Origin of the sequence: Exiguobacterium sp. E4787 (assembly GCF_018618375.1) — a bacterium.
Classification (GTDB): domain Bacteria; phylum Bacillota; class Bacilli; order Exiguobacteriales; family Exiguobacteriaceae; genus Exiguobacterium; species Exiguobacterium chiriqhucha.
Window position 1 is genome coordinate 59,075 of the sequence record NZ_JACSLY010000012.1, and the last position, 19,882, is coordinate 78,956.

The 19,882-nt window shown below is 41.3% G+C and carries 19 protein-coding genes; 11 read left to right on the plus strand and 8 right to left on the minus strand.

The genetic code is table 11. The annotated features are described in order from the left end of the window. Positions 1-40: 40 nt before the first annotated feature. The 4 genes from KNP80_RS12910 to KNP80_RS12925 are packed head-to-tail and all read right to left on the minus strand — an operon-like array spanning position 41 to position 2,903. Complete coding sequence (locus KNP80_RS12910) at positions 41-508, minus strand: DUF4825 domain-containing protein (RefSeq protein WP_058763177.1); 468 nt, start codon at positions 506-508, stop codon at positions 41-43. A gap of 14 nt (positions 509-522) precedes the next feature. Then, the gene (locus KNP80_RS12915) at positions 523-1,656 is read right to left on the minus strand and encodes an ABC transporter permease subunit (RefSeq protein ID WP_214834882.1); all 1,134 of its coding nucleotides are present in this window, start codon (positions 1,654-1,656) and stop codon (positions 523-525) included. Next, positions 1,646-2,527: an ABC transporter ATP-binding protein gene (locus KNP80_RS12920; RefSeq protein ID WP_214834883.1), complete on the minus strand. Its 882-nt coding sequence runs from the start codon at positions 2,525-2,527 to the stop codon at positions 1,646-1,648. The genes KNP80_RS12915 and KNP80_RS12920 overlap by 11 nt, the downstream gene beginning before the upstream one ends. Next, entirely contained in the window at positions 2,502-2,903 is a 402-nt protein-coding gene (locus KNP80_RS12925) for a GntR family transcriptional regulator (RefSeq protein ID WP_214834884.1), read from the minus strand. Before KNP80_RS12925 ends, KNP80_RS12920 begins: the two co-directional genes overlap by 26 nt. Positions 2,904-3,082: 179 nt before the next feature. Between KNP80_RS12925 and KNP80_RS12930 the strand changes: the two genes are divergently transcribed. The 6 genes from KNP80_RS12930 (at position 3,083) to KNP80_RS12955 (ending at position 6,046) form a co-directional block, all read left to right on the plus strand. Next, on the plus strand, positions 3,083-3,835 hold the full coding sequence (locus KNP80_RS12930) for a hypothetical protein (RefSeq protein ID WP_214834885.1): 753 nt from the start codon (positions 3,083-3,085) through the stop codon (positions 3,833-3,835). A gap of 121 nt (positions 3,836-3,956) precedes the next feature. Continuing rightward, a complete protein-coding gene (locus tag KNP80_RS12935) occupies positions 3,957-4,367 on the plus strand; it encodes a MarR family winged helix-turn-helix transcriptional regulator (RefSeq protein ID WP_214834886.1) in 411 nt (136 codons plus the stop codon). Positions 4,368-4,390: 23 nt separating this feature from the next. After that, complete coding sequence (locus KNP80_RS12940) at positions 4,391-5,029, plus strand: nitroreductase family protein (protein ID WP_214834887.1); 639 nt, start codon at positions 4,391-4,393, stop codon at positions 5,027-5,029. A gap of 15 nt (positions 5,030-5,044) precedes the next feature. Then, positions 5,045-5,338, plus strand: a complete 294-nt coding sequence (locus tag KNP80_RS12945) for a putative quinol monooxygenase (RefSeq protein ID WP_214834888.1) — start codon at positions 5,045-5,047, stop codon at positions 5,336-5,338. 1 nt (position 5,339) lies between these two features. After that, positions 5,340-5,696, plus strand: coding sequence for a DUF1304 domain-containing protein (locus KNP80_RS12950; protein ID WP_214834889.1), 357 nt, complete (start codon positions 5,340-5,342; stop codon positions 5,694-5,696). 77 nt (positions 5,697-5,773) lie between these two features. Then, a complete protein-coding gene (locus KNP80_RS12955) occupies positions 5,774-6,046 on the plus strand; it encodes a CPCC family cysteine-rich protein (RefSeq protein WP_214791687.1) in 273 nt (90 codons plus the stop codon). Positions 6,047-6,093: 47 nt separating this feature from the next. Here KNP80_RS12955 and KNP80_RS12960 read toward each other — a convergent pair whose 3' ends face one another. The 4 genes from KNP80_RS12960 to KNP80_RS12975 form a co-directional block, all read right to left on the minus strand. Then, positions 6,094-7,632 (minus strand): hypothetical protein, encoded by a 1,539-nt coding sequence (locus KNP80_RS12960; RefSeq protein ID WP_214834890.1) that lies wholly within the window; start codon positions 7,630-7,632, stop codon positions 6,094-6,096. Positions 7,633-7,759: 127 nt separating this feature from the next. Continuing rightward, the gene (locus KNP80_RS12965; protein ID WP_214834891.1) at positions 7,760-8,017 is read right to left on the minus strand and encodes a hypothetical protein; all 258 of its coding nucleotides are present in this window, start codon (positions 8,015-8,017) and stop codon (positions 7,760-7,762) included. 20 nt (positions 8,018-8,037) lie between these two features. Beyond that, positions 8,038-10,395, minus strand: coding sequence for a DEAD/DEAH box helicase family protein (locus KNP80_RS12970; protein WP_214834892.1), 2,358 nt, complete (start codon positions 10,393-10,395; stop codon positions 8,038-8,040). Continuing rightward, a complete protein-coding gene (locus tag KNP80_RS12975) occupies positions 10,388-10,717 on the minus strand; it encodes a nucleoside triphosphate pyrophosphohydrolase (RefSeq protein WP_214834893.1) in 330 nt (109 codons plus the stop codon). Before KNP80_RS12975 ends, KNP80_RS12970 begins: the two co-directional genes overlap by 8 nt. A gap of 229 nt (positions 10,718-10,946) precedes the next feature. Between KNP80_RS12975 and KNP80_RS12980 the strand changes: the two genes are divergently transcribed. The 5 genes from KNP80_RS12980 (at position 10,947) to KNP80_RS13000 (ending at position 19,785) form a co-directional block, all read left to right on the plus strand. After that, on the plus strand, positions 10,947-12,641 hold the full coding sequence (locus tag KNP80_RS12980) for a DNA cytosine methyltransferase (RefSeq protein WP_214834894.1): 1,695 nt from the start codon (positions 10,947-10,949) through the stop codon (positions 12,639-12,641). Between the two features lie 415 nt (positions 12,642-13,056). Then, on the plus strand, positions 13,057-14,520 hold the full coding sequence (locus tag KNP80_RS12985) for an ATP-binding protein (protein ID WP_214834895.1): 1,464 nt from the start codon (positions 13,057-13,059) through the stop codon (positions 14,518-14,520). Beyond that, on the plus strand, positions 14,510-17,176 hold the full coding sequence (locus KNP80_RS12990; protein ID WP_214834896.1) for a Z1 domain-containing protein: 2,667 nt from the start codon (positions 14,510-14,512) through the stop codon (positions 17,174-17,176). Before KNP80_RS12985 ends, KNP80_RS12990 begins: the two co-directional genes overlap by 11 nt. Beyond that, positions 17,177-18,202, plus strand: coding sequence for a PD-(D/E)XK motif protein (locus KNP80_RS12995; protein ID WP_214834897.1), 1,026 nt, complete (start codon positions 17,177-17,179; stop codon positions 18,200-18,202). It abuts the gene before it with no gap. A gap of 2 nt (positions 18,203-18,204) precedes the next feature. Next, the gene (locus KNP80_RS13000; protein ID WP_214834898.1) at positions 18,205-19,785 is read left to right on the plus strand and encodes an AIPR family protein; all 1,581 of its coding nucleotides are present in this window, start codon (positions 18,205-18,207) and stop codon (positions 19,783-19,785) included. The last annotated feature ends 97 nt before the right edge of the window (positions 19,786-19,882 follow it).

Consider the following 19,882-nt stretch of genomic DNA (forward strand, 5'->3'; position numbering starts at 1 on the left):
TATCGAAAAAACGTGTGCGAATGAAAGTTTCCGCACACGTTTAGATTCTCTTGAAATAGGCTTCCGTCTGTTCTTCGTTGCTGATTTTCTCGTCCAAGCGGTCCTTCAATTCCTTCTCCCACTTGATTGTCGAGAAGTCGATGTCGAGCCACGCCTCCATCTCCGGGCGCGAGAATGCGTACGTCCGGTTCGGGAAAGCGAAGCGGACGATTTCCGCGTTTTGGACGAGCGTGAAATACGTCGCCGCGTTGCGGATGGCCAACCGCTCTTGCTCAATGCGCTCGATTTCCGGGTCGCTGTACCGCACCGTCAAGCCGTACGGCCGTTTCGACGTCTGTAGCTCGATCGACTTGTAGCAGTCATGCATCGGTAACGTCTGCGCGATGCCCGAGACGGCGCTGTTGTCACCGACATATGAATCTTTATATTGGAAGGCGTTCGGTCGATGGGTATCCCCGCATCCCGCGAGCATGACGAGCAAGACGACGAGCAGACTGAGCCGTTTCATGAGAACCCTCCTTTTTATGATTTCAGTTTCAGGTTGAAGCGGTAAAGCAACCGTTTCGCGAGCAAGTGGGCGATGAAGCCGCCGATTAGGAAGCCAACAGTGTATAATCCAATGCCTGGGTAAATTCCAAATGTCGCGAGGATGATTCCACCGAGCATGCCAAAACAGAGCACCATGATGATATGGATCAACCAAAGCCAGTTCGAGAACATGAAGAAGCGGCCATTGTTCTCTTGCGGCGCTCGGTTAAACATCCAAAGGCCAAGGCCAAACGATAGGACGATGAACGCGAGCGCACTCCATGGTGCAATCGCGATAAATTTTTGCCATTCCGCTTGATTGGTAAAGTACTGATACATATCGACATTCACAATATTTGAGATTGGTGATAAGACACGCAAATATATACTTTGGTATAAATCGTCAAAGACTGAATACGTTGAATCATACCGTTGGCCTACCGCAAAAAATGAACCTTGTACAAGCGCAATGATACCAAATGGAAAAATAAGTGCGATGACCGTCCAAATGACTTGGGAAATGGATTCTCCTCCGAACGAACCCATCCATAGAGCGGCTGAGAAAAACGAGATTCCACTAAGCATCCAAAGGACAATGAGCGCGATGACTCGATTCGTGCTGCCCTCCATCAAAAACGCATAATCGGAGAAGTGAATCAGCAGGATCATGAGTGTTCCCCCGAGGACAGATGATACGATAATCCCAATCGTCCCAATCAACCATTTTGATATGTAAAGCTGCGTCCTTGTGAACGGGAGCGACATCGTAAAATCGGACATTTGACTATTCCGTTCCGTCCCAATCAAGACAGAGGCCATGAGCGCTCCAAAAATGACGAACACAAACAATACCCCACCCATTGGCATGAGCGTTTGTAAGTCTCCAATCCAATAGCCCGTTCCATTATTTTCATTAAAAAAGTCTCGGACGGACATATCAGACGCATCCCCCTCAATCCAATCGGCATATTCACCTGGATTTTCTTGTATGTTACGAAGTTCCTGGTCGAAGTATTGCATCTGTGACCAGACCGGTACCGTGAACGCAATCACTCCGAGAAAAACGAGCAACATCCATAAAATCGAGACTTGTTTCCAATCTTTCTTTAATAGGACTTTAAAAGACACTTGCCTCACCTCCTAATTGGACCCGGAAGATGTCTTCGAGCGACATCGGGATCTCTTCGATTAACATCGGGTCGTGTGCATCGACGAACGTGTCGAGCTCTTTCGTCCGTTCTTTCGCCATGAACAAGGCGACGCGTCCGGTCACATTGATGATTTCGATGTCCTTGCGCTCGAGCAGCTCGACCGGTACTTGGTCGTTGAAGACGACTTGCAGTTTGACGCTCGTCTCGCGCGCCTCCTCGAGCGACATGATCGCCTTGACGCGCCCCTTCTCAATCATGATGATGCGGTCGGCGATTCGTTCGAGCTCATGTAACTGGTGACTCGAGACGATGATGGAACAGTTACGTGCCTCGACTTGGGCGATCATCAGCTTCAAGACGTCCGACTTGGCGACGACGTCGAGTCCGTCCGTCGGTTCATCGAGCAGATAATATTTCGCTTGGACGGCGAACGCGAGCGAGAGCGTCACCATCGCCTTCTGCCCTTTCGAGAGCTGGCGAATCTTCTTGTTATCGATGTTATATCGGGTGAGCGTCTCTCTGAAAATCGATCGGTTGAACGATGGATAAATCGATTCGTAGAGCGCAGCCGCCTCGTTAATCGTATAATGTTTGAGGGCGTCGGCCGAATCCGGGACGAAGATGACGTCACGCTTCAACTCTGCTTTCTCAAAGATGCTTGACGGTCCGTAGCGGACATCGCCTTTATCCGGCCGAATGATGCCGACCATCGTCCGGAGCAGTGTCGTTTTGCCGGCCCCGTTCCGGCCGACGAGCGCGATGATTTCACCCGAGTTGACCGTGAAGTCGATATCTTCTAACACTGGCTGGCGATCGATTGTCTTACTCAGTTGCTGTACTGTCAGCATGGTTCTCCCCTACTTTCTTATACTCTGTCTCAAATAGCGTCAGCGCTTCGGTGAGCTCAATGTTGGCATAATGGCAATCGATGGCGAGTTTCTTGATCGCTTCCAGGATTGGCGCTCGCGGCGAGTCTTGGTCAATCCAGTCCTTGGACACGAACGTCCCGCGTCCGCGATGCATCTCGAGCAAGCCGAGCCGTTCGAGTTCCTGATACGCCTTGCTGACCGTGTTTGGATTGATGACGAGGTCGGTCGCGAGTTCACGCACCGACATGACTTTATCCCCCGGACGTAAGATGCCACGGATGACGAGCGCTTTCGTCTGGTTGACGATTTGTTCATACAGCGGTTCCGCGCTCTTCATATCAATTTTATATAACATGGGTCACACCCTTTCTTGTGTACGTAACTTAAGTGTATTACATGTATTAGTACACGTAAAGACATTAGTTCTTCAAGGGCACTTTCAGTTTACAGGTATTTGGTAATAAATTGAATACGACTTTGGACCGAGGTAGGGCACTTCCATTTCAGGTACATTGGTAGAGAGGTGAATTAAAAATGAGAAAACGATGGTTAGTCGCGACCGCTGTCGCCGTGACCGCGCTTGGCACGACATGGTCGACATATGCAAAACAAGATGAGGAAGAACGATATGCGTCTTATATTGAAGATACATATGGAGAGGACGTCGAGGTCACGCTCAAGCGCGACTGGAAGATGGGCGGCTATGCGGCCGAGTTCACGCTGACCGATCCGATACTCGAAGGTGACTATTGGGCCGAGACGTATCGGTCTGATCAAACGATCCATGACAACGTGCTCGAACACGTCTGGCAGCAAGAGGCCGAAGATACGTTCAAGGAGCGACTCGAGCAGCTCGATTTGTTGACGGAGGCAGAGATGGTCCGCGCGAGTGTGCCGACCGGTGTGGATGAAGGGGTTGCGACGACTGTACGCCCTACCCCGACGTCCATCTTCGACGTCGAGTCGAAAGAGTTCTTGGACGTGTCGGTCATGTTCCATGAGGACTGGGCGAACACCGATGCACAGAAACAACGAATGCTCGACGTGATTCGCGCTTTGGAGGACGATGTTTACTCCATCCATTTCTCGTTCGACGGCACACCGTATGAGGATGACGACTTCGCCGAGCGCTATATGAACGTCTCACACGACTCGTTCCCAGGCGAGCCGGCGATGCATGAGCTGCAGACGATCGACGACTTGAATCGGCACGACCGACTGTATGGCTTCGATGAGACGACGTTCATCCACGACTATCACTTCAATGGCACCAAATATGATGACTGATCACCATTCGCAAAAGCGGATGGTTTTTTTGTGAGCATTCTTCTTTACAGCACGTCATGAATGTTTTACATTTGACGAGTCAACAATTGACTTATCAAATGAGAGGGGTGAGACACCACAGATGGAATTACGAGATATCAGCCGACTGCTGTACCAAATCAAACTGGCGGACCAACGCGTCGCGACCTCGTTCGAGAAAGAGACGGGCTTCAGCCTGACCCGCTACGAGATGCTCATGATTGTACATGACAAAGGCGTCTGTTCGCAAAGCGAGATTCAGCAGGCGATGAAAATCGACAATGCGGCCATCACCCGACATTTGAAGATTCTTGAAGAAAAAGGCTACGTCCGACGGGAACGGAACACCGCGAACCATCGTGAAGTGTTCGTCCATTTAACCGACGAAGCCAAGCATGACTTGACGAGTTGTGAACAAGACCACGACCTCGGCAAACACTTGATCACGAAAGTGCTGTCCGAGTCAGAGATCAATCAGCTGTCGAGTCTGCTGCAAAAGCTTAACCAACTATAACAAGAGAGAAAGAGGTAATATCCATGGCAACTACATTCGAAAACAACACATTCACTGACGTGATGCTCGGTCGTAAATCGATCCGCGTCTACGACGAGAACGTTAAAATCTCACAACTTGAAATGCTTCAAATGATCGAGGAAGCGACAACGGCCCCTTCTTCAGTCAATATGCAACCGTGGCGCTTCGTCGTCGTCGAGAGCCCTGAGGCGAAAGAAACGCTCAAGCCGCTCATCCGCTTCAACGTCCGTCAAAACGACACGTCGGCTGCGATGGTCCTCATCTTCGGCGACATGGAATGCTACGAGCTCGGTGAAGACATCTATGACCAAGCTGTCGCGGAAGGCAAGATGCCACCAGAAGTACGCGACCAACAGCTCGCTGCCATCCTCCCTTACTACAAAAACTTGTCGAAACAAGAGATGAACGACATCGTCAAAATCGACTCGAGTCTCGCAGCGATGCAATTCATGCTCGTCGCCCGTGCTCACGGTTACGACACGAACCCAATCGGTGGTTTCGAGAAAGACCAACTCGCGGAAGCGTTCGGTTTAGATAAAGATCGTTACGTGCCGGTCATGATTCTCTCGGTCGGTAAAGCTGCAGAAGAAGGCTACCAATCGGTACGTCTCGACGCTGAAAAAATCACATCATTCAAATAATCGGAGGACACCCACATGATCTTAATCAATGCTATTTTCGACGTGAAAGAAACGGAATTTGACAACTTCTTGGCCGACATCAATAAGCTCATCGACTCGTCGAAACAAGAAGCCGGTTGCTTGAGCTATGAGCTGTTCCAATCGACGACTTCAGAGAACCGCTTCGTCATGATCGAGAACTGGGCCGACCAAGCGGCTGTCGAGCAACACAACCAAAACCCGGACCTCATCGCGTTCGCCCAAAACGTAGGCAATTACGTGTCGGCGAAGCCGGTGCTCCATGTGACGGAAGTCGCGACGGTCAACTAACATGTCCGGACTCACCCTCGTCCTTGGAACGCTCGTCGCACTCGAGTTCTTCTACATCCTGTATTTAGAGACGTTCGCCACTCGTTCAAAAATGACGGCCCGTGTCTTCAACATGACGGAACAAGAGCTCGCGCGTGATTCCGTGTCGGTGCTGTTAAAGAATCAAGGTGTCTATAACGGATTGATCGGCGTCGGCTTGCTGTACGGGTTGTTCGTCAGCCAGTCAATCGAGATTGTCACGATGCTCCTCATCTATATCGTGCTCGTCGCGTTGTACGGCAGTATCACGAGCAATAAAAAAATCATCCTCACGCAAGGCGGATTGGCGATTTTGACGCTATTGTCCATGTTGTGGTGAGCCTGAAGCGGTCGACTTCGTGTCGGCCGTTTTTTTGTAGGCGGCGTGCGCTATACTGAAAAGTGAGGTGATGTTCGATGACATACACATGCCCATGTTGCGGCTATCAAACACTTAACGAAGAACCACCCGGCACGTATGACATTTGCGGCATCTGTTTCTGGGAAGACGACGGCGTTCAGTTCAGCGATCCAGATTATGAGGGTGGTGCCAATACTGTGTCGCTCCGACAAGCGCAACAGAACTACATTCATTTTGGCGCATGCGATCGAGGTTCGCTCAAATTTGTCCGGACTCCGAACGGGCACGACGTCAAAGACCCAAAGTGGCGGCCGTTCGCAGAAAAATAAGCACAAAAAAAACCGCTTCTACACATTGGTAGAAGCGGCTGTTTTGTTTATACACCGAGAATCGCGAACGATACTCCAACGACACCGATGAGCGCCATCGCGTAAACTGGTACGCGCGGCATTTCACCGTTGTTATCGAGCGCCTTCCCGAACATGTAGAACACGATCGGGTGGACGAGGAACGGCATCGAGAAGATGAGCGGGATGAGAAGCGACGCTTCTGTTCCGAACATGCCGCCTTGGACGGCTGCGAAGAGACCAAAGTGCGAGATGGCTGACGATTGAGCCATCGTCGTGTAGTCGAACGCAATCGTGCTGAAGCTGAGGATGACGAGTCCACCGAAGACCGCCATCATCTGCCAACCGAACGAGAACTGCATGAGCGCTTTCACTTCTTTGAAGTCTTCTCCGTTGGCACCGCGCAAGTTTTTGAGCGAGAGTGCCGTCAACGTGAGACCGACCAAGACGATGATTGCCGTCGGCCAAATCCAGAGCGCCCCGTTGTCGGCACTGACTGCCAAAATCGAGAACACGAAGATGTGACCGAAGAACGGGATGTTGATCATGATCGGGGCACGTTTGGCTGCCACTTGACCGAAGTCACCGGCTGTACATGCACCTGTGAGGCCGCTGTGTGAGAGCGATCCGGCCATACCTGGTGCGAGGTTGCGGATGTGTCCTGTGCGGGCGAACCACATGAGGAGCGCAATCCCACCGAACATCCAGAACAATTGACCGAAGAAACCGTACACGAGAATCGAGTTCATGCCTTCGATGGCGAACGCATCACCGATCCGTGAACCACCGACCATGAAGTTGGCGGCCAAGACGACCGGGATCCCGGCGAACAGAAGCGCACGGACGGTCGGTCCATACGTCCAGTTGTGGAAGATGGCACCGAGTGCTGACGAGAGCAACATCGCGAAGAAAATTTGTGGCAATGCGATGATTGGTTGTACCGCCATGGCGATGCCGTACGAGACGAACAAGATGACGAGCATCAAGACCGTCTCGATGACGCCTTTACGCATGTATACCTTCTTGTCGTCGATTTGTGCCTTGTGGTCGATCAAGAGGAACGATGCCGCGAGACCGATCAACGCGAGGATCGGATAGTAGAACATGATGCCCTCTGCCGCGCCCGGTTGAATCATCATACGGAAGAACCCTTCGAGACCGACGAGCAAGAAGAATGAACGGAGGATAAAGATGAACTGTGTCCGTCCTGTCCCGAGGAACATCTCTTCTTTCGATGGCACGACAATGTCTCTCATGTCGAGCTCTTGCTTGCTTAAAATCTTGCGAAGTTCTTGTCCACCGACGAAGAACGATACGACGAGCGCGATGATTGTCGTCCGTGACATAAAGTCGACGAGCGGGAACTCAGGGAGACCCGGTGTCGCGATGCCCATCTCGACCATGGCGAAGCCAAGTCCGAGACCGAAGATGACGATGACGAGGATTGGTGAGAACCGTGAACCGGCCACGACCATCCGCGATAAAATGACCATCGGGATGACGAAGGCCATGAGCAACCAGAATTGGTTGAGTAATTGTACTTGCGATAATTGCTGAACGATTTCCATGGATAAACCCCTTATACATTTTTTTCACACTGTTTCGAAGTTTACAGGATTGAACATTCTGTGACAAGGGGGTGTGACGTATTGTAAACATTGAAAGCGGAACCAAATGAAATGGTTCCGCTTTCGGTTACTTATTTGGTTGGCGAAGGCCCCAGATGCCTTTATTTCCCGTTGAATAAAACAAGTCGTCTTTGCCATTGAAGCTGGCCGAATCGCTCGAATGGGCCCGAATCTGTTTATTGACGTGAGCTTTCCAATCTTTATACCGATCGAGTTCGAGTTGATAGTATGACCGCTCGATGTATGCGTTGATTTCTTTCAATGACGCCGTCCCGCCGTGATGCTGGAGGGCGAATTGGATTTTGCGAAGTAGTGCGCGTTTCAAGTTAAAGACTCCTTTCCCAATCACTCTGAAGCTTTACGACTGAAGTAGTGATGCAGTCGAACTTCAACGATTTGATTGACCCATTCATAAACCAAAGGATGAGCAAACGCTTCATTATGCTCGATATGTAACGACTCCCCTGACACGAAGAACGGTCCTTTAGCTATTTTATCAAACGGCATCCGTAAGAGTAACTTTTCGATTCGTTGTTGTTGGAACGGCGATTGGAAGTCTTTAGTTTGCCCATCAATCTGTTGTCGATATGGGATTGCATTGATGAACTCATAAAAAGGACGAGCCGCCTCGCTCGCCGAGAGTGGCTGAAGCCATCCGCCTTCTCCCCGGTTCAGCATGATGGATAACACAATCATCTTATAGCTCTTCGTCATGTCGGTGTATTCCACTTCGAGCAACAACGACTTCGACTCTTCGAACAAAAGGCTCTCCTCGTCACTCAGCTCCCCCGTCCGGTTGAGGAATCCGTAAAAGCCACCGTCTTTCTTCCATTCAGAACGATAGGCGTCCATCGAGTATTCCCCTCGCTGAATCAACTCTAGATAACTCGGTCGTCTCCCGAGTTCCTCCTTCACCATGAAGTAGTTCCGCTCCAGCTGTTGTCGGCGTGTCGAAGAACGCGTGACCATTCGCTTCAATAAATCGATGGCATGTAAATCAAATTCGATGGTACAGCCATTAGGCAAGGTCCCGTTTGTCGGGAGCTCTTTGACAATCGGCTGTCGTTTTGTCGTCAACAGCGCCAACTTTTTATCGATGTTCTTATAGTTCCCAATCAAATCGATGATAGTGCAATGCGTCTTCCCGCTCAATAGACGTAATCCACGGCCGATCTGTTGCGTGAACACCGTCAACGATTCAGTCGGGCGGCAGAACAATAACGTATCAATCTCCGGGATATCGACACCTTCATTGAATAAGTTGACCGCGAAGATGATATCGAGATGCCCTTGCTTCAATTGACGCATCACATCGGCGCGGTCATATTCGGCCTGGCTATGTAACGCGACAGCTTGAACACCTTGCAGGCGGAAATAGTCGGCCAAGTATTCAGCCTGAGTGACCGACGAGCAGAACCCGAGCGCTCGCGTTTGGTGATGCATCCGCCAGGCATCAAAGATTTTTTGAGCGACACTTTCCTTTAACTGTTCCGCCAACAGTTCGTCCTGATCATAGCGACGACCATTGATCAATCGAATCTGGGAATAGTCAATTTCATCATAAACACCGACATAATGGAACGGTGTCAAATATGACTCTTCAATCGCTTCAGTGAAGTGCATCTGATAGGCGACATTGTCGTCGCATAAAGCATAGACATCTCCCCCATCTAATCGATCCGGCGTTGCCGTCAATCCGAGTAAAAATTTCGGCTCGAAGTAGTCCAGGACGCGACGATAAGATGGTGCGGCCGAATGATGGAACTCATCGACAATAATCAAGTCGAATTGGTCAGGCGCAAGCTGTTGCATTCGATGTTTAGATGCCAGTGTTTGAATCGAAGCGAATAACACATCGGCTGACTGTTCATCTCTCGAATCACCACCCAATAACAACCCTGTCTTCCATTCACTCGATACTCTTTTGTACGAAGCTTCCGCTTGTAGCAAGATTTCTTTCTGATGCGCGATAAAGAGCACCCGCTTGAACTGACGGGCGAAGAAGGCACTCAAGTACGTCTTCCCTAGTCCAGTAGCGAGCACGAGCATCGCTTTGCGTCTACCCTCGTCCATCGTGTCGCGTAACGCCTTCAATGCAGCGTCTTGAACGGTGTTCGGTGTGATTGTATCGTCCTCGATATAAACAGGTGGTGGTTCTGCAATCAGTTCCGCTTCCTTCATCCGCTCTTGTCGGGCCATATACTCCTCCCGATAAGGCTGTAATGAGATAGAGTTCATGATTTGGGCGTAATCACTATAGAACAGCTCATGAAACGAGTCGACGGACTGTTCGAACACGTCTTCTGAGATGCTCGCTGGAATCTCGACGTTCCATTCGACACCTCGATTCAAGGCACTATGCGAAAGATTGGAAGAGCCCACAAAGAACGTTCCGACATCTTGTGTACGGAATAAATAAGCTTTAGGATGGAACGACTGGCCCTTCGAACGATACAGCCGCAGTTCAACTCCATCAATCTTCATGAGCATCTCGAGTGCATCCGGATTCGTCAAATAGAGGTAATCTCCGATTAAAATCCGAACTTGTGCCCCTCGTTCGACTGCACGCTTTAGTGCCACAGCGATTTCCTGAACACCTGATACTTGCGCAAACGCGACGACCATATAAATTTCAGTCGCCGCGTCGATTTGGTGTTGTAATGGAATTCGTAAGTGACTCGTATGCAGACGTAACTCACTCATGATCAAGGACCTCTTCCAAGAAAAGACCTTTTTCAAAACCGCCCCGCTTCTCTCGCTTCTCCTCACGGATGTGATTTAATTCTTCAAAGCTCGCACCATGCATCTTTCCAAGCGTATAGACGAGTTCCAAAATGTCAGCAAGTTCTTCGAGTGATTCTTCATCGATGTTCGACTCTTCATACTCCTTAATTTCTTCATAGAGTTTTAAGCGAGCCTGTTCGAAATGTTCGGCTTGATTGAGATGTTTGACGACAGGAATCTGCCCTGCTTCGCGAATGATTTCAGGGATACGGTCGCGGATTAGTTTGTTGTACGTAGTCATAATACTCTCACTCTCTAAATATATTTTTTGCCAATGATATAAAAAATGATTTAGAATTTACTTTTCACAATCGGTGTAATTATATTTTATTATTTAAAACACTAAAAATTTTAATAACTTTTGAAGTTATATTATATTAATTGTAGATTACGCGTTGTGATGTTAATAAATATAAGCTATGCTGCTAATATTAAACAAAATTGATTTATATAGAAAGGACCTCATCGTTATGAAGAATTTCACATATAATATAATTGATTTATTCGCTGGAGCAGGAGGATTAAGCAATGGATTCGAACAAACAAATAGATTTAAAGTTATTGCAGCCGTAGAGCTTAATGATGCTGCTCAATCAACTTTTATTAAAAATCATAATAACAATCCAAACATAATTCTAAAAACCAGCGATACGGGTGAAAGTGATATAACAAAAATTGATTTTACTCAACTTAAATTAATTCCAGAGCAGACTGTTGTTGTAGGTGGTCCACCTTGTCAGGGATTTTCCAATGCAAATAGACAAAAGAACTATCTTATTTCTGGTAACAATCAACTTGTTAAAGAGTATGTTAGAGCTATAAAAGAAATAGAACCTGTTGCTTTTTTAATGGAGAACGTCAGGAGTATGAACTCTTCTGTACATAAATTTTTTGTTACTAAAAGTAGTTCGAGTGACGAAAATGATTTTAGTTCGATTAAACATCTCAACAAAATTTCCACAAAAAAAACTCCAATTTATAAGAGAGATACTATTGACTTGTTAGCATCAAAAAACATGCTTATTATTAATTTGCTATACAATTTTTCCGCTTTATCAGAAGTTCCTAAACCTATTGTAAGTAATCCTACTTATCTATCTTTTTTGAGAACACTTCAACGGAGATTCGAAAAAGATGGAATGTTGTACATCAATAAAACTAAAGAATTTGCAAATATTGAATCTATATTAGAGTCCATAAAAAATGATACGTTTAGAACAGATAAGGAGTTAGAGTTTATTTTAAGCGTAAAAAATTCTTTAATTTATTTGTTGAAAGGAAGACTTGATTCCAAAGAATTACTGCAACCATTAATCTTATTCAATGAGTATAATAATTTTCTTGTTCGATGTCAGGAACTAAAAGATGAGAATATAGAATGTATGAAACTTAATACAGTAAGAGATAAGAATGATTACTTTATTATTCAAGCTGAAGTGTACTCTTATAATATAGTTGAATATTTATATCATATTTTTACTTATTACGGATATAAAGTTTCTAGTGATGTATTGGATTCCTCTAACTTTGGAGTACCTCAGAAAAGAAAAAGATTTATTATGATTGGAATTAAATCAAATAAGTCAGAACTTTCACTGCCTAAAAATGTAAACAAGACACTATATACTGTAGAAGACGCAATTAAAGATTTAGAAAACATCGAACCTCAAAAAGATGTCATTCATTATAATAATCAAATCTATAATGTCGATAACAATTCTTTGAAGTCCTTTGAATTACTTCATTATTACAGAAAACATTTAGAGGGAAGCAAAATTTTATATAATCATATTAATACAAATAGTACCCCACTTATTCAAACAAGATATAATGAAATAAGAGAGAAAAAAGGGAAGAATTTCCATAGTTTGTCTGATGACTTAAAATCAAGTTATAAGGATGCTAAGCGAACTCAGAACACTGTATACCTTAGGTTAGATTATAACGAACCCTCTCCTACTGTAGTAAATGTTAGAAAATCAATGTGGCAACATCCTACTAAAGCCAGAGCTCTCAGTATAAGAGAAGCTGCGAGGTTACAATCATTTCAAGACTCCTATGTTTTTTACGGTCGAAAAGATGAGCAGTATCAGCAAGTGGGGAATGCTGTTCCTCCTCTACTCGCAAAAGCTTTAGCACAACATATACTAAATTTATTGGACTAATCAAGTGTGCTCAATAAATTCACGCAGTGATAAATAATTATATAGTCTATTGTAACCTGGGTTCGGTGTTCAGAATCACCCAGGTCTTTTTTACTTTGTAATATTTTTGTGTGTTCAATTCTATAAACCATCATTCCTATAAACTAAGGATAGTTTTTTCGTTCCCAAAGTAATAAAAAATGAACATTTAATTAAAATCATTGAAGTCTTCTATTTTAATAAAATATTTATTAAAATATAGGACGCTTTTTTATTAAAATTTATTATTTTTTCTAAAAACATTACCCCGATTTAGATTCCGTAATTTTACATAAGGATGATGAAATGTTTATATTAGGTTATAAGCACAAATACTTCATATTAATTGTGAATGATTATGCAATACCTTTTACACTATGAATTAGGAGAAATATGTATGAATACAATTTTAGCTCAACCAACTGCAGCTCCTGTAATAAATGCTTTACGCTCGATTGGATACAATGACCGAACAGCAATAGCTGATCTCATCGATAATTCTATAGATGCCTCTGCAAAAGAAATAAATTTATATTTTAATTTTAATGCAGGTGATGGTTATATTCAGATAATAGATGATGGAATTGGTATGAATCTAGACGGAATCCAAAAAGCTATGTCTATTGGTTCTAAAGATTCCAGGGATGAGCGGAAAAACAAAGAATTAGGTCGTTTTGGTATGGGCCTTAAAACAGCCTCCTTCTCATTAGGTAAGCGTTTGAGCGTAGTTAGTAAACGAAACCACAATTGGGTAGAAAGATGTTGGGATTTAGATCACGTTTTTAAAACAAACAGTTGGGAGCTTTTCACTGAAATACCTCTTGATGTAAAACGAAATATGTTGGATATTCCTGGTGATGTAGGAACCATAGTATATATTGATAAGCTTGACCGATTTATGAGAGCTGGGAAAAAGCCTATTTTAGAAAAAAGCTTCTATAAAAAAGTGGACAAAATCTTTAGTCATCTTTCTTTTGTTTTCCATAGCTTACTCAATCAAAACTTAACAATAAGTGTGAATGATAATCGTTTAGTTGGCTGGGACCCCTTTTTATCTAATCATGACTTTACTAATCCGCTTAGACCTCGGTTTTTAAGAGATGAGGTTGGCTTAATTCAAGTAAGTGCATATATTTTACCTCATGCCTCTCATTTGAACTTTAGAGAATATAAAGATTCTGGCGGAATCAAAGGATGGAACGAGCATCAAGGTTTTTATATTTATCGAGAAAATAGACTGTTGTATTTTGGTAATTGGCTTGATCTTTATCCAAAAGATCAAGCTTCTCAGTTGGCAAGAATACGAATTGATATCACAAATAAGTCTGATGATTTGTGGCAAGTGGATATTAAAAAGTCAACAATTAATCCACCAGAATCAATTAAAAACCAATTAAAATTAATTGCAAAAGAAGCCCGTGATTTATCTAAACATGTCTTTTATTTCAGAACTCAAAGTAATATGACGAACACCACAATTAAAAGCAATATGAACACTTGGCGACAAGAAAACAACAGTGATAGTACTGTATTTAAATTAAATAGGTCTCATCCCCTACTCCAAAAACTAGTTGAGAATCTTAACGATGAGAACCTTAATGATTTAAATATGTTCTTAAAATTAGTAGAGCTAGGCTCCCCAGCAAACATTGTCATCACTCCAAAAGTCGAAGAAGAACAATTACAGCCTGTTAAAGATAGTGATAAGTCTTTAGTTCTTCAACTTGCTGAGATGTATGGCAAGCTAACGGAGTCAAACAATGACGAATTAATAGAGGTTATTTTAATGACGCCTTCAATGGAAAGATTTAATCGTCTAACTATAAAAAGTATTTTAGAGGAGTCCTCAAATGTCAAATGAATTAAAAAAAGTGTACTTTGATATTTTTAAATATCAATATAATCTAGTTAAATCTTTTAAAAAAACGATTGAGTCTAGAGATGAGATATTTAGAATCACATGTGAAACAACAGATACGATGTTTAATAAAACTATTGGAAATAGAATGGTTGAAAATAGAATAATTGAAAATTGGAAGTTGGAACTTCACAATAAATACTGCGGAATAATATACCGACCAACACCAATAGTGCTAAGGATTAATGATCCTAATGACTGGTATGACAAATCCATTACTCACCATCGCTTTTTTTGGAGAAGATATCAACAATATCTCTTACAATATAAAGAATGGGAACAAAATGATGTTGAGGTAATTGACGAAACAACTGATGAAATTATGCGTTGTATCGGTGACCCAAAAAGCGACAATCCTTTTGATTATAGAGGACTCGTATTAGGATATGTTCAATCTGGAAAAACTGCTAATTTTACAGGTTTGATAAATAAAGCATATGATGAAGGATATAAAATCGTAATAGTGCTTTCGGGAATTCATAATGATTTAAGGGCTCAAACTCAGCTTCGTTTGGAAAACGAAGTCATTGGTAAGTCAAATAAAGGTGTAAGTAAGGTACTTAAAAATGATAATGATCACTTTATCACTGCTTTAACTTCACTAGAAGACGATGTAACCGGTTTACAATCTAATATTTCATACAATCTAAGTGGTAACAAAACATTACTTGTTGTGAAAAAAAATAAAGATGTTCTCGAGAGATTAATTAATCTTTTAGGGGATTTAATTAATCAAACAAGCGACCAACACATCCCTGCGCTAATAATAGATGATGAGGCTGATCAGGCTTCAATTGATACAAGTGACAAGGCAAAAGGCGAAGATCCTAAAACGATAAACCGCTTAATTAGAGAAACTCTAACTCTTTTCAAACAAAAAGCATATGTTGGTTATACAGCAACACCTTTTGCAAATTTGCTTATAGGTATTGACAACGAAACAACTAGTGAAGGACAAGATTTATACCCGAGAGATTTTTTGGTTGGCCTTCCCAAGACTGAAGGCTATTGTGGGCCCGATGAATTTTTTAATACAGATGAAAATGCAGACGATGAAAGACCTTCGTTAATAATTGATATTGGAAAAGAAGACCAAAATTTATTCCAAAGTATAAAAAAGAAAGATGAACATTATAAAGTTAACAATGTTCCACCAAAGCTACAGGAGGCTTTATATGCCTTTTTAATTTCAGCAACTGTAAGAGCATTGCGCGGAGAAGAAAATGAACATAATTCTATGCTTATACACACCTCGAGATTCATTTCAGTTCAAAGTTCTTTAACAGAGTTAATAAAAGAAGAATTTAATACTATTGTAGATAATGTTCGTTATAACGCATCAAGTTCTTGTGTGGAGGATATTAAAAGTCTATACAAGTCAGAATTTGTAGAAAAAACTGAACGATGGAATCTTGCAACAGGTACCCAATATAATCAATTTCAGTGGGAAGAAATTTATATAAAAATGAAAGAGATCAGTCCAAAAATCGAGATTATGGAGATAAATGGTAATAGCGAGGACGCTTTAGAATACCACCACCATAAAAATAAAGGTCTTAATGTTATTGTTGTAGGTGGAGATAAACTTTCTAGAGGATTGACTCTTGAAGGATTGACTATTAGTTACTACTATCGAAACACATTAATGTATGACACTTTAATGCAGATGGGACGTTGGTTCGGATATCGGAAATCATATCTAGATTTATGTCGGATTTATACTTCAAGTGAAATTGCTTCTAACTTTGAACATTTAGCTGTTGCGATGCATCAGTTGCGAAAAGAATTTGAATTATTAAAAAATGAGAAATTATCTCCAAGCGATTATGCAGTCCGTATGCTCTCTCATCCAAAAATGATTTTAACTAGTAATCTTAAAATGCGAAATGCAGAAATTGCATACCAAAACTATAGCAACAAATTACATCAAACTAGATTATTTTCTAAGGAAAAAGAAACGTTCGTTAATAATATGCGTGTGACTAGTGAACTAGTCAGTAAAATTTTTCCTAGCCTACTCTTACAAGAAAAAAGAGACGGAAAAAATAAAAGTAAAACTAAGTATCATGTCTCAGAAGCTGTTGACGTTAAAGACATCATTTCTTTCTTAACAAACTATCAAACTTATGAGAGTTCAACAAAATCTTCAACACAAAGTATTATTGAGTACATCGAGCTTATAAATAATGAATGTGATGAATTAAAAAATTGGAAGGTTATTGTTGTAGAAGGTGTACCAAATAGTATAAGTAATCAAAATGTTAAACTCGGTCCCTTATCACTTTCATATACTGTGTCTCGCGGTCAATCTGCGGACATTAATTCTATTCCACAAGATAGAATTGATGTAAAAGCTATAGTTGCTGCAGGTCAAGAAAAGTTTGATGAAGAAAAGTTTGCAAAGAGTGTAACTGTTCCAAAACTATTTATATATCCTTTAAATCCTAATACTGCTGTTTTTCATTATGCTAAAAATATTAACTTTGATGAAAAACTTGTACCAATAGGTTTTGCCGTCGCTTTTCCAGAAACAAAACAGCCCATTAATAATGATTTTTATTTAAAAAATAAATCAATTAATGAAAAGAGAGATGTATAAGTGAATACAGATGTAATCGATTTATTTAAAAATGTATTAATAAAACTAGAAGAAGAAAATAATCCAGAAATGATGCCAATGGCACCTATTTTATATAACGACGTAATCGCTTTCGCTGGAATAGATACCACATCCAAATGTCGATACTTTTTTATTGAAATACCTGATGGACCTTGGGATGAGAATCAAATGAAAGCATTACCTAAATGGAATGGACTTTTAATTAAAATGGAGTATCATGACACGTTTGGACCTTTAAAAAATAGATACTTTATCGAATTTATACAAGCAGATTCCGATACAGGAGATTTGTTTGAAACAGTGATGCAAAATATTTTTGAATACGTTATCATCCGCGATCAAAATGAGTCATTGTTTACTGTAATTTATAAGGTTTTGGAAAAATGGAGAGCTTTTTTTAAAAGAGGAGGGTTTAGAAAACTTAACGATGAACAACAAAGAGGTCTATTCGGCGAACTATGGTTTATAAAAAACTGGATTGATAATAATCCGGATAAACCTCCGTTGATACTAGATGGATGGGGCGGTCCATTAAGTGATAGGGTAGATTTTAAAACTAATGGTTGGGGTGTTGAAATTAAAACAGTTAAAGATCAGTTAAATAAAAGAATTCGAATTTCTAATGAAAACCAACTGAAGCTAACTGAAGCTGTCCCATCGATATTTATCTATGTATGTTATTTAGAGACAAGTAAAAATTTCGGACAAACACTTCAAGATTTGGTAGATGAACTTCGAACTCACTTTAATCTATACTCCCATCAGTTACTTTTAAAATTCAATGATTTGTTGTTAAGTTCCGGATTTCAAGGAAATGAGTACACTGAAACATATATGAGCGTCTTAGGAATTGAGGCGTATAGAGTTACAAATGATTTTCCGATAATTTCCATAAATATGCTGCCTAAAGGAATATCTCACGTTTCATACGATATAGATTTAACTCACTGTGAAAATTTTTCGGTTGAAACTGAAAAACTATTTAATTCGCTAGGAAGTGATTAAACTTGAATACAAAACACGAATTACAAACATTTTATGAAGAGATAATGGAAGATATACAGAACGCCACCACAAAAAAATCTTCTTATGAATCATTCTTAGACGAGTACTTAAAATATATGGAGATTTCAAATTCTCCAGTCTATGTTGAATTTTACCGTCCAAATATAAATATACAGGTAGATGCTTATTTATATGAAGAAGATGAAAAAGAATTAACACTCTATATCTTAGATTTTAATGACTTTATGGATTCTCCAGAAGAAATTTCGATGACAGCTTTAAAAGATCTAGCTAATAAAGCTAAAAAATTTTATAACCAATACTCTACTTTACCTGTCGATCCTTCACATCCAATTATGGATTTAATTAAACTGTTAAATGATCAGTACATTGAAATCGATAAGTTATCTATTAAAGTATTTACGAATAAATATTATCGGTCAAATAAACCTATCGATGTAGTAGGTACAAAAAATATAGATATTGAAGTTCAGGTGTGGGATATAGACCGCATTTTTCAAATAACTACATTAGATCAAGACACTTCAACTACTATTATTGATTTCAAATCCGAATTTAATGAGACTTTTGAAATGATGTATGTACCTCAACCAAAAAACGGCATTTCTAATAACAAATATAGTTGCTATATAGGTTACATTTCTGCCGAATTGTTGGCAAGAGCTTACGAAAAGTGGGGACCGAAATTAGTTGAAAGAAATGTTAGATCTTTTTTACAATCTAGAGGTGCCACAAATAAAGGAATAAGAGATACTTTAAAAAACGATAGCGAAAAAGAAATGTTTGTTGTATACAATAACGGAATATCAAGTGTCGCAAGATCTGGAGATATTGAAGTATCTATAGGCAATAAAGATTTGTTTGAAATACGTTCATTGGAAGGTTGGCAAATAGTCAATGGAGGACAGACCACTGCGTCTATACATCAAGCTTATAAATTTGGCATCGATTTAAGTGATGTGTATGTACAAACCAAGCTAACTATCTTAGAACTTTCTGAGAGTGACAGTACAAGATTAGCTGAAGAAGAAATGGTTTCTAAAATCTCTAAATTTGCTAATACTCAGAATAAAATTAACCAATCTGACCTTTTAGCAAATACAAGATTCATGTCTTCTCTCGAACATTTCTCAAGGATAGTATGGATTCCATCTCAGGATAAACGAAAATCAGAATCAAAATGGTATTTTGAAAGAGCTAGAGGTCAATACACAGTAGATCTAAATCGAAGAAAAAGAGGAAAAGAACAATCTGAATTTAAAAAAGAGTATCCAAAAGAATTGTTGTTAAATAAAGTCGATTTAGCTAAAAATTTCATGTCATGGGAAGGTTTTCCTCATATTTCAAGTAAAGGTGGAGAAGAGGCTTTTAAGAAATTCATGGATTATAATAAGCTATATTGGAAATATAATGCAGAAGTTAGTAATCAAAACGAAGAACTTGAAGAAATAACATCCTCACTTTATAAAGAATTGATTGCCAGAGTAATAATTAATAGAAAAATTGAAGATATTGTAAACACACTTGGCTTATGTCAACAGCGGTTTAAAATTCCCTCTTAATAACGGATTAAAAATCCCTTTTTTACACATTACTCTTGGAAACTATCGACACGCGCCGGTTGGATGCCGGCCCGTTTCTTTTCTCTCATTCGATATG

Bases quoted from the DNA above. Each gene is read 5' to 3' on its own strand.
- KNP80_RS12910 (WP_058763177.1), bottom strand. From the start codon at position 508: ATGAAACGGCTCAGTCTGCTCGTCGTCTTGCTCGTCATGCTCGCGGGA.
- KNP80_RS12920 (WP_214834883.1), bottom strand. From the start codon at position 2,527: ATGCTGACAGTACAGCAACTGAGTAAGACAATCGATCGCCAGCCAGTG.
- KNP80_RS12925 (WP_214834884.1), bottom strand. From the start codon at position 2,903: ATGTTATATAAAATTGATATGAAGAGCGCGGAACCGCTGTATGAACAA.
- KNP80_RS12930 (WP_214834885.1), top strand. From the start codon at position 3,083: ATGAGAAAACGATGGTTAGTCGCGACCGCTGTCGCCGTGACCGCGCTT.
- KNP80_RS12935 (WP_214834886.1), top strand. From the start codon at position 3,957: ATGGAATTACGAGATATCAGCCGACTGCTGTACCAAATCAAACTGGCG.
- KNP80_RS12940 (WP_214834887.1), top strand. From the start codon at position 4,391: ATGGCAACTACATTCGAAAACAACACATTCACTGACGTGATGCTCGGT.
- KNP80_RS12945 (WP_214834888.1), top strand. From the start codon at position 5,045: ATGATCTTAATCAATGCTATTTTCGACGTGAAAGAAACGGAATTTGAC.
- KNP80_RS12950 (WP_214834889.1), top strand. From the start codon at position 5,340: ATGTCCGGACTCACCCTCGTCCTTGGAACGCTCGTCGCACTCGAGTTC.
- KNP80_RS12955 (WP_214791687.1), top strand. From the start codon at position 5,774: ATGACATACACATGCCCATGTTGCGGCTATCAAACACTTAACGAAGAA.
- KNP80_RS12960 (WP_214834890.1), bottom strand. From the start codon at position 7,632: ATGGAAATCGTTCAGCAATTATCGCAAGTACAATTACTCAACCAATTC.
- KNP80_RS12970 (WP_214834892.1), bottom strand. From the start codon at position 10,395: ATGAGTGAGTTACGTCTGCATACGAGTCACTTACGAATTCCATTACAA.
- KNP80_RS12975 (WP_214834893.1), bottom strand. From the start codon at position 10,717: ATGACTACGTACAACAAACTAATCCGCGACCGTATCCCTGAAATCATT.
- KNP80_RS12980 (WP_214834894.1), top strand. From the start codon at position 10,947: ATGAAGAATTTCACATATAATATAATTGATTTATTCGCTGGAGCAGGA.
- KNP80_RS12985 (WP_214834895.1), top strand. From the start codon at position 13,057: ATGAATACAATTTTAGCTCAACCAACTGCAGCTCCTGTAATAAATGCT.
- KNP80_RS12990 (WP_214834896.1), top strand. From the start codon at position 14,510: ATGTCAAATGAATTAAAAAAAGTGTACTTTGATATTTTTAAATATCAA.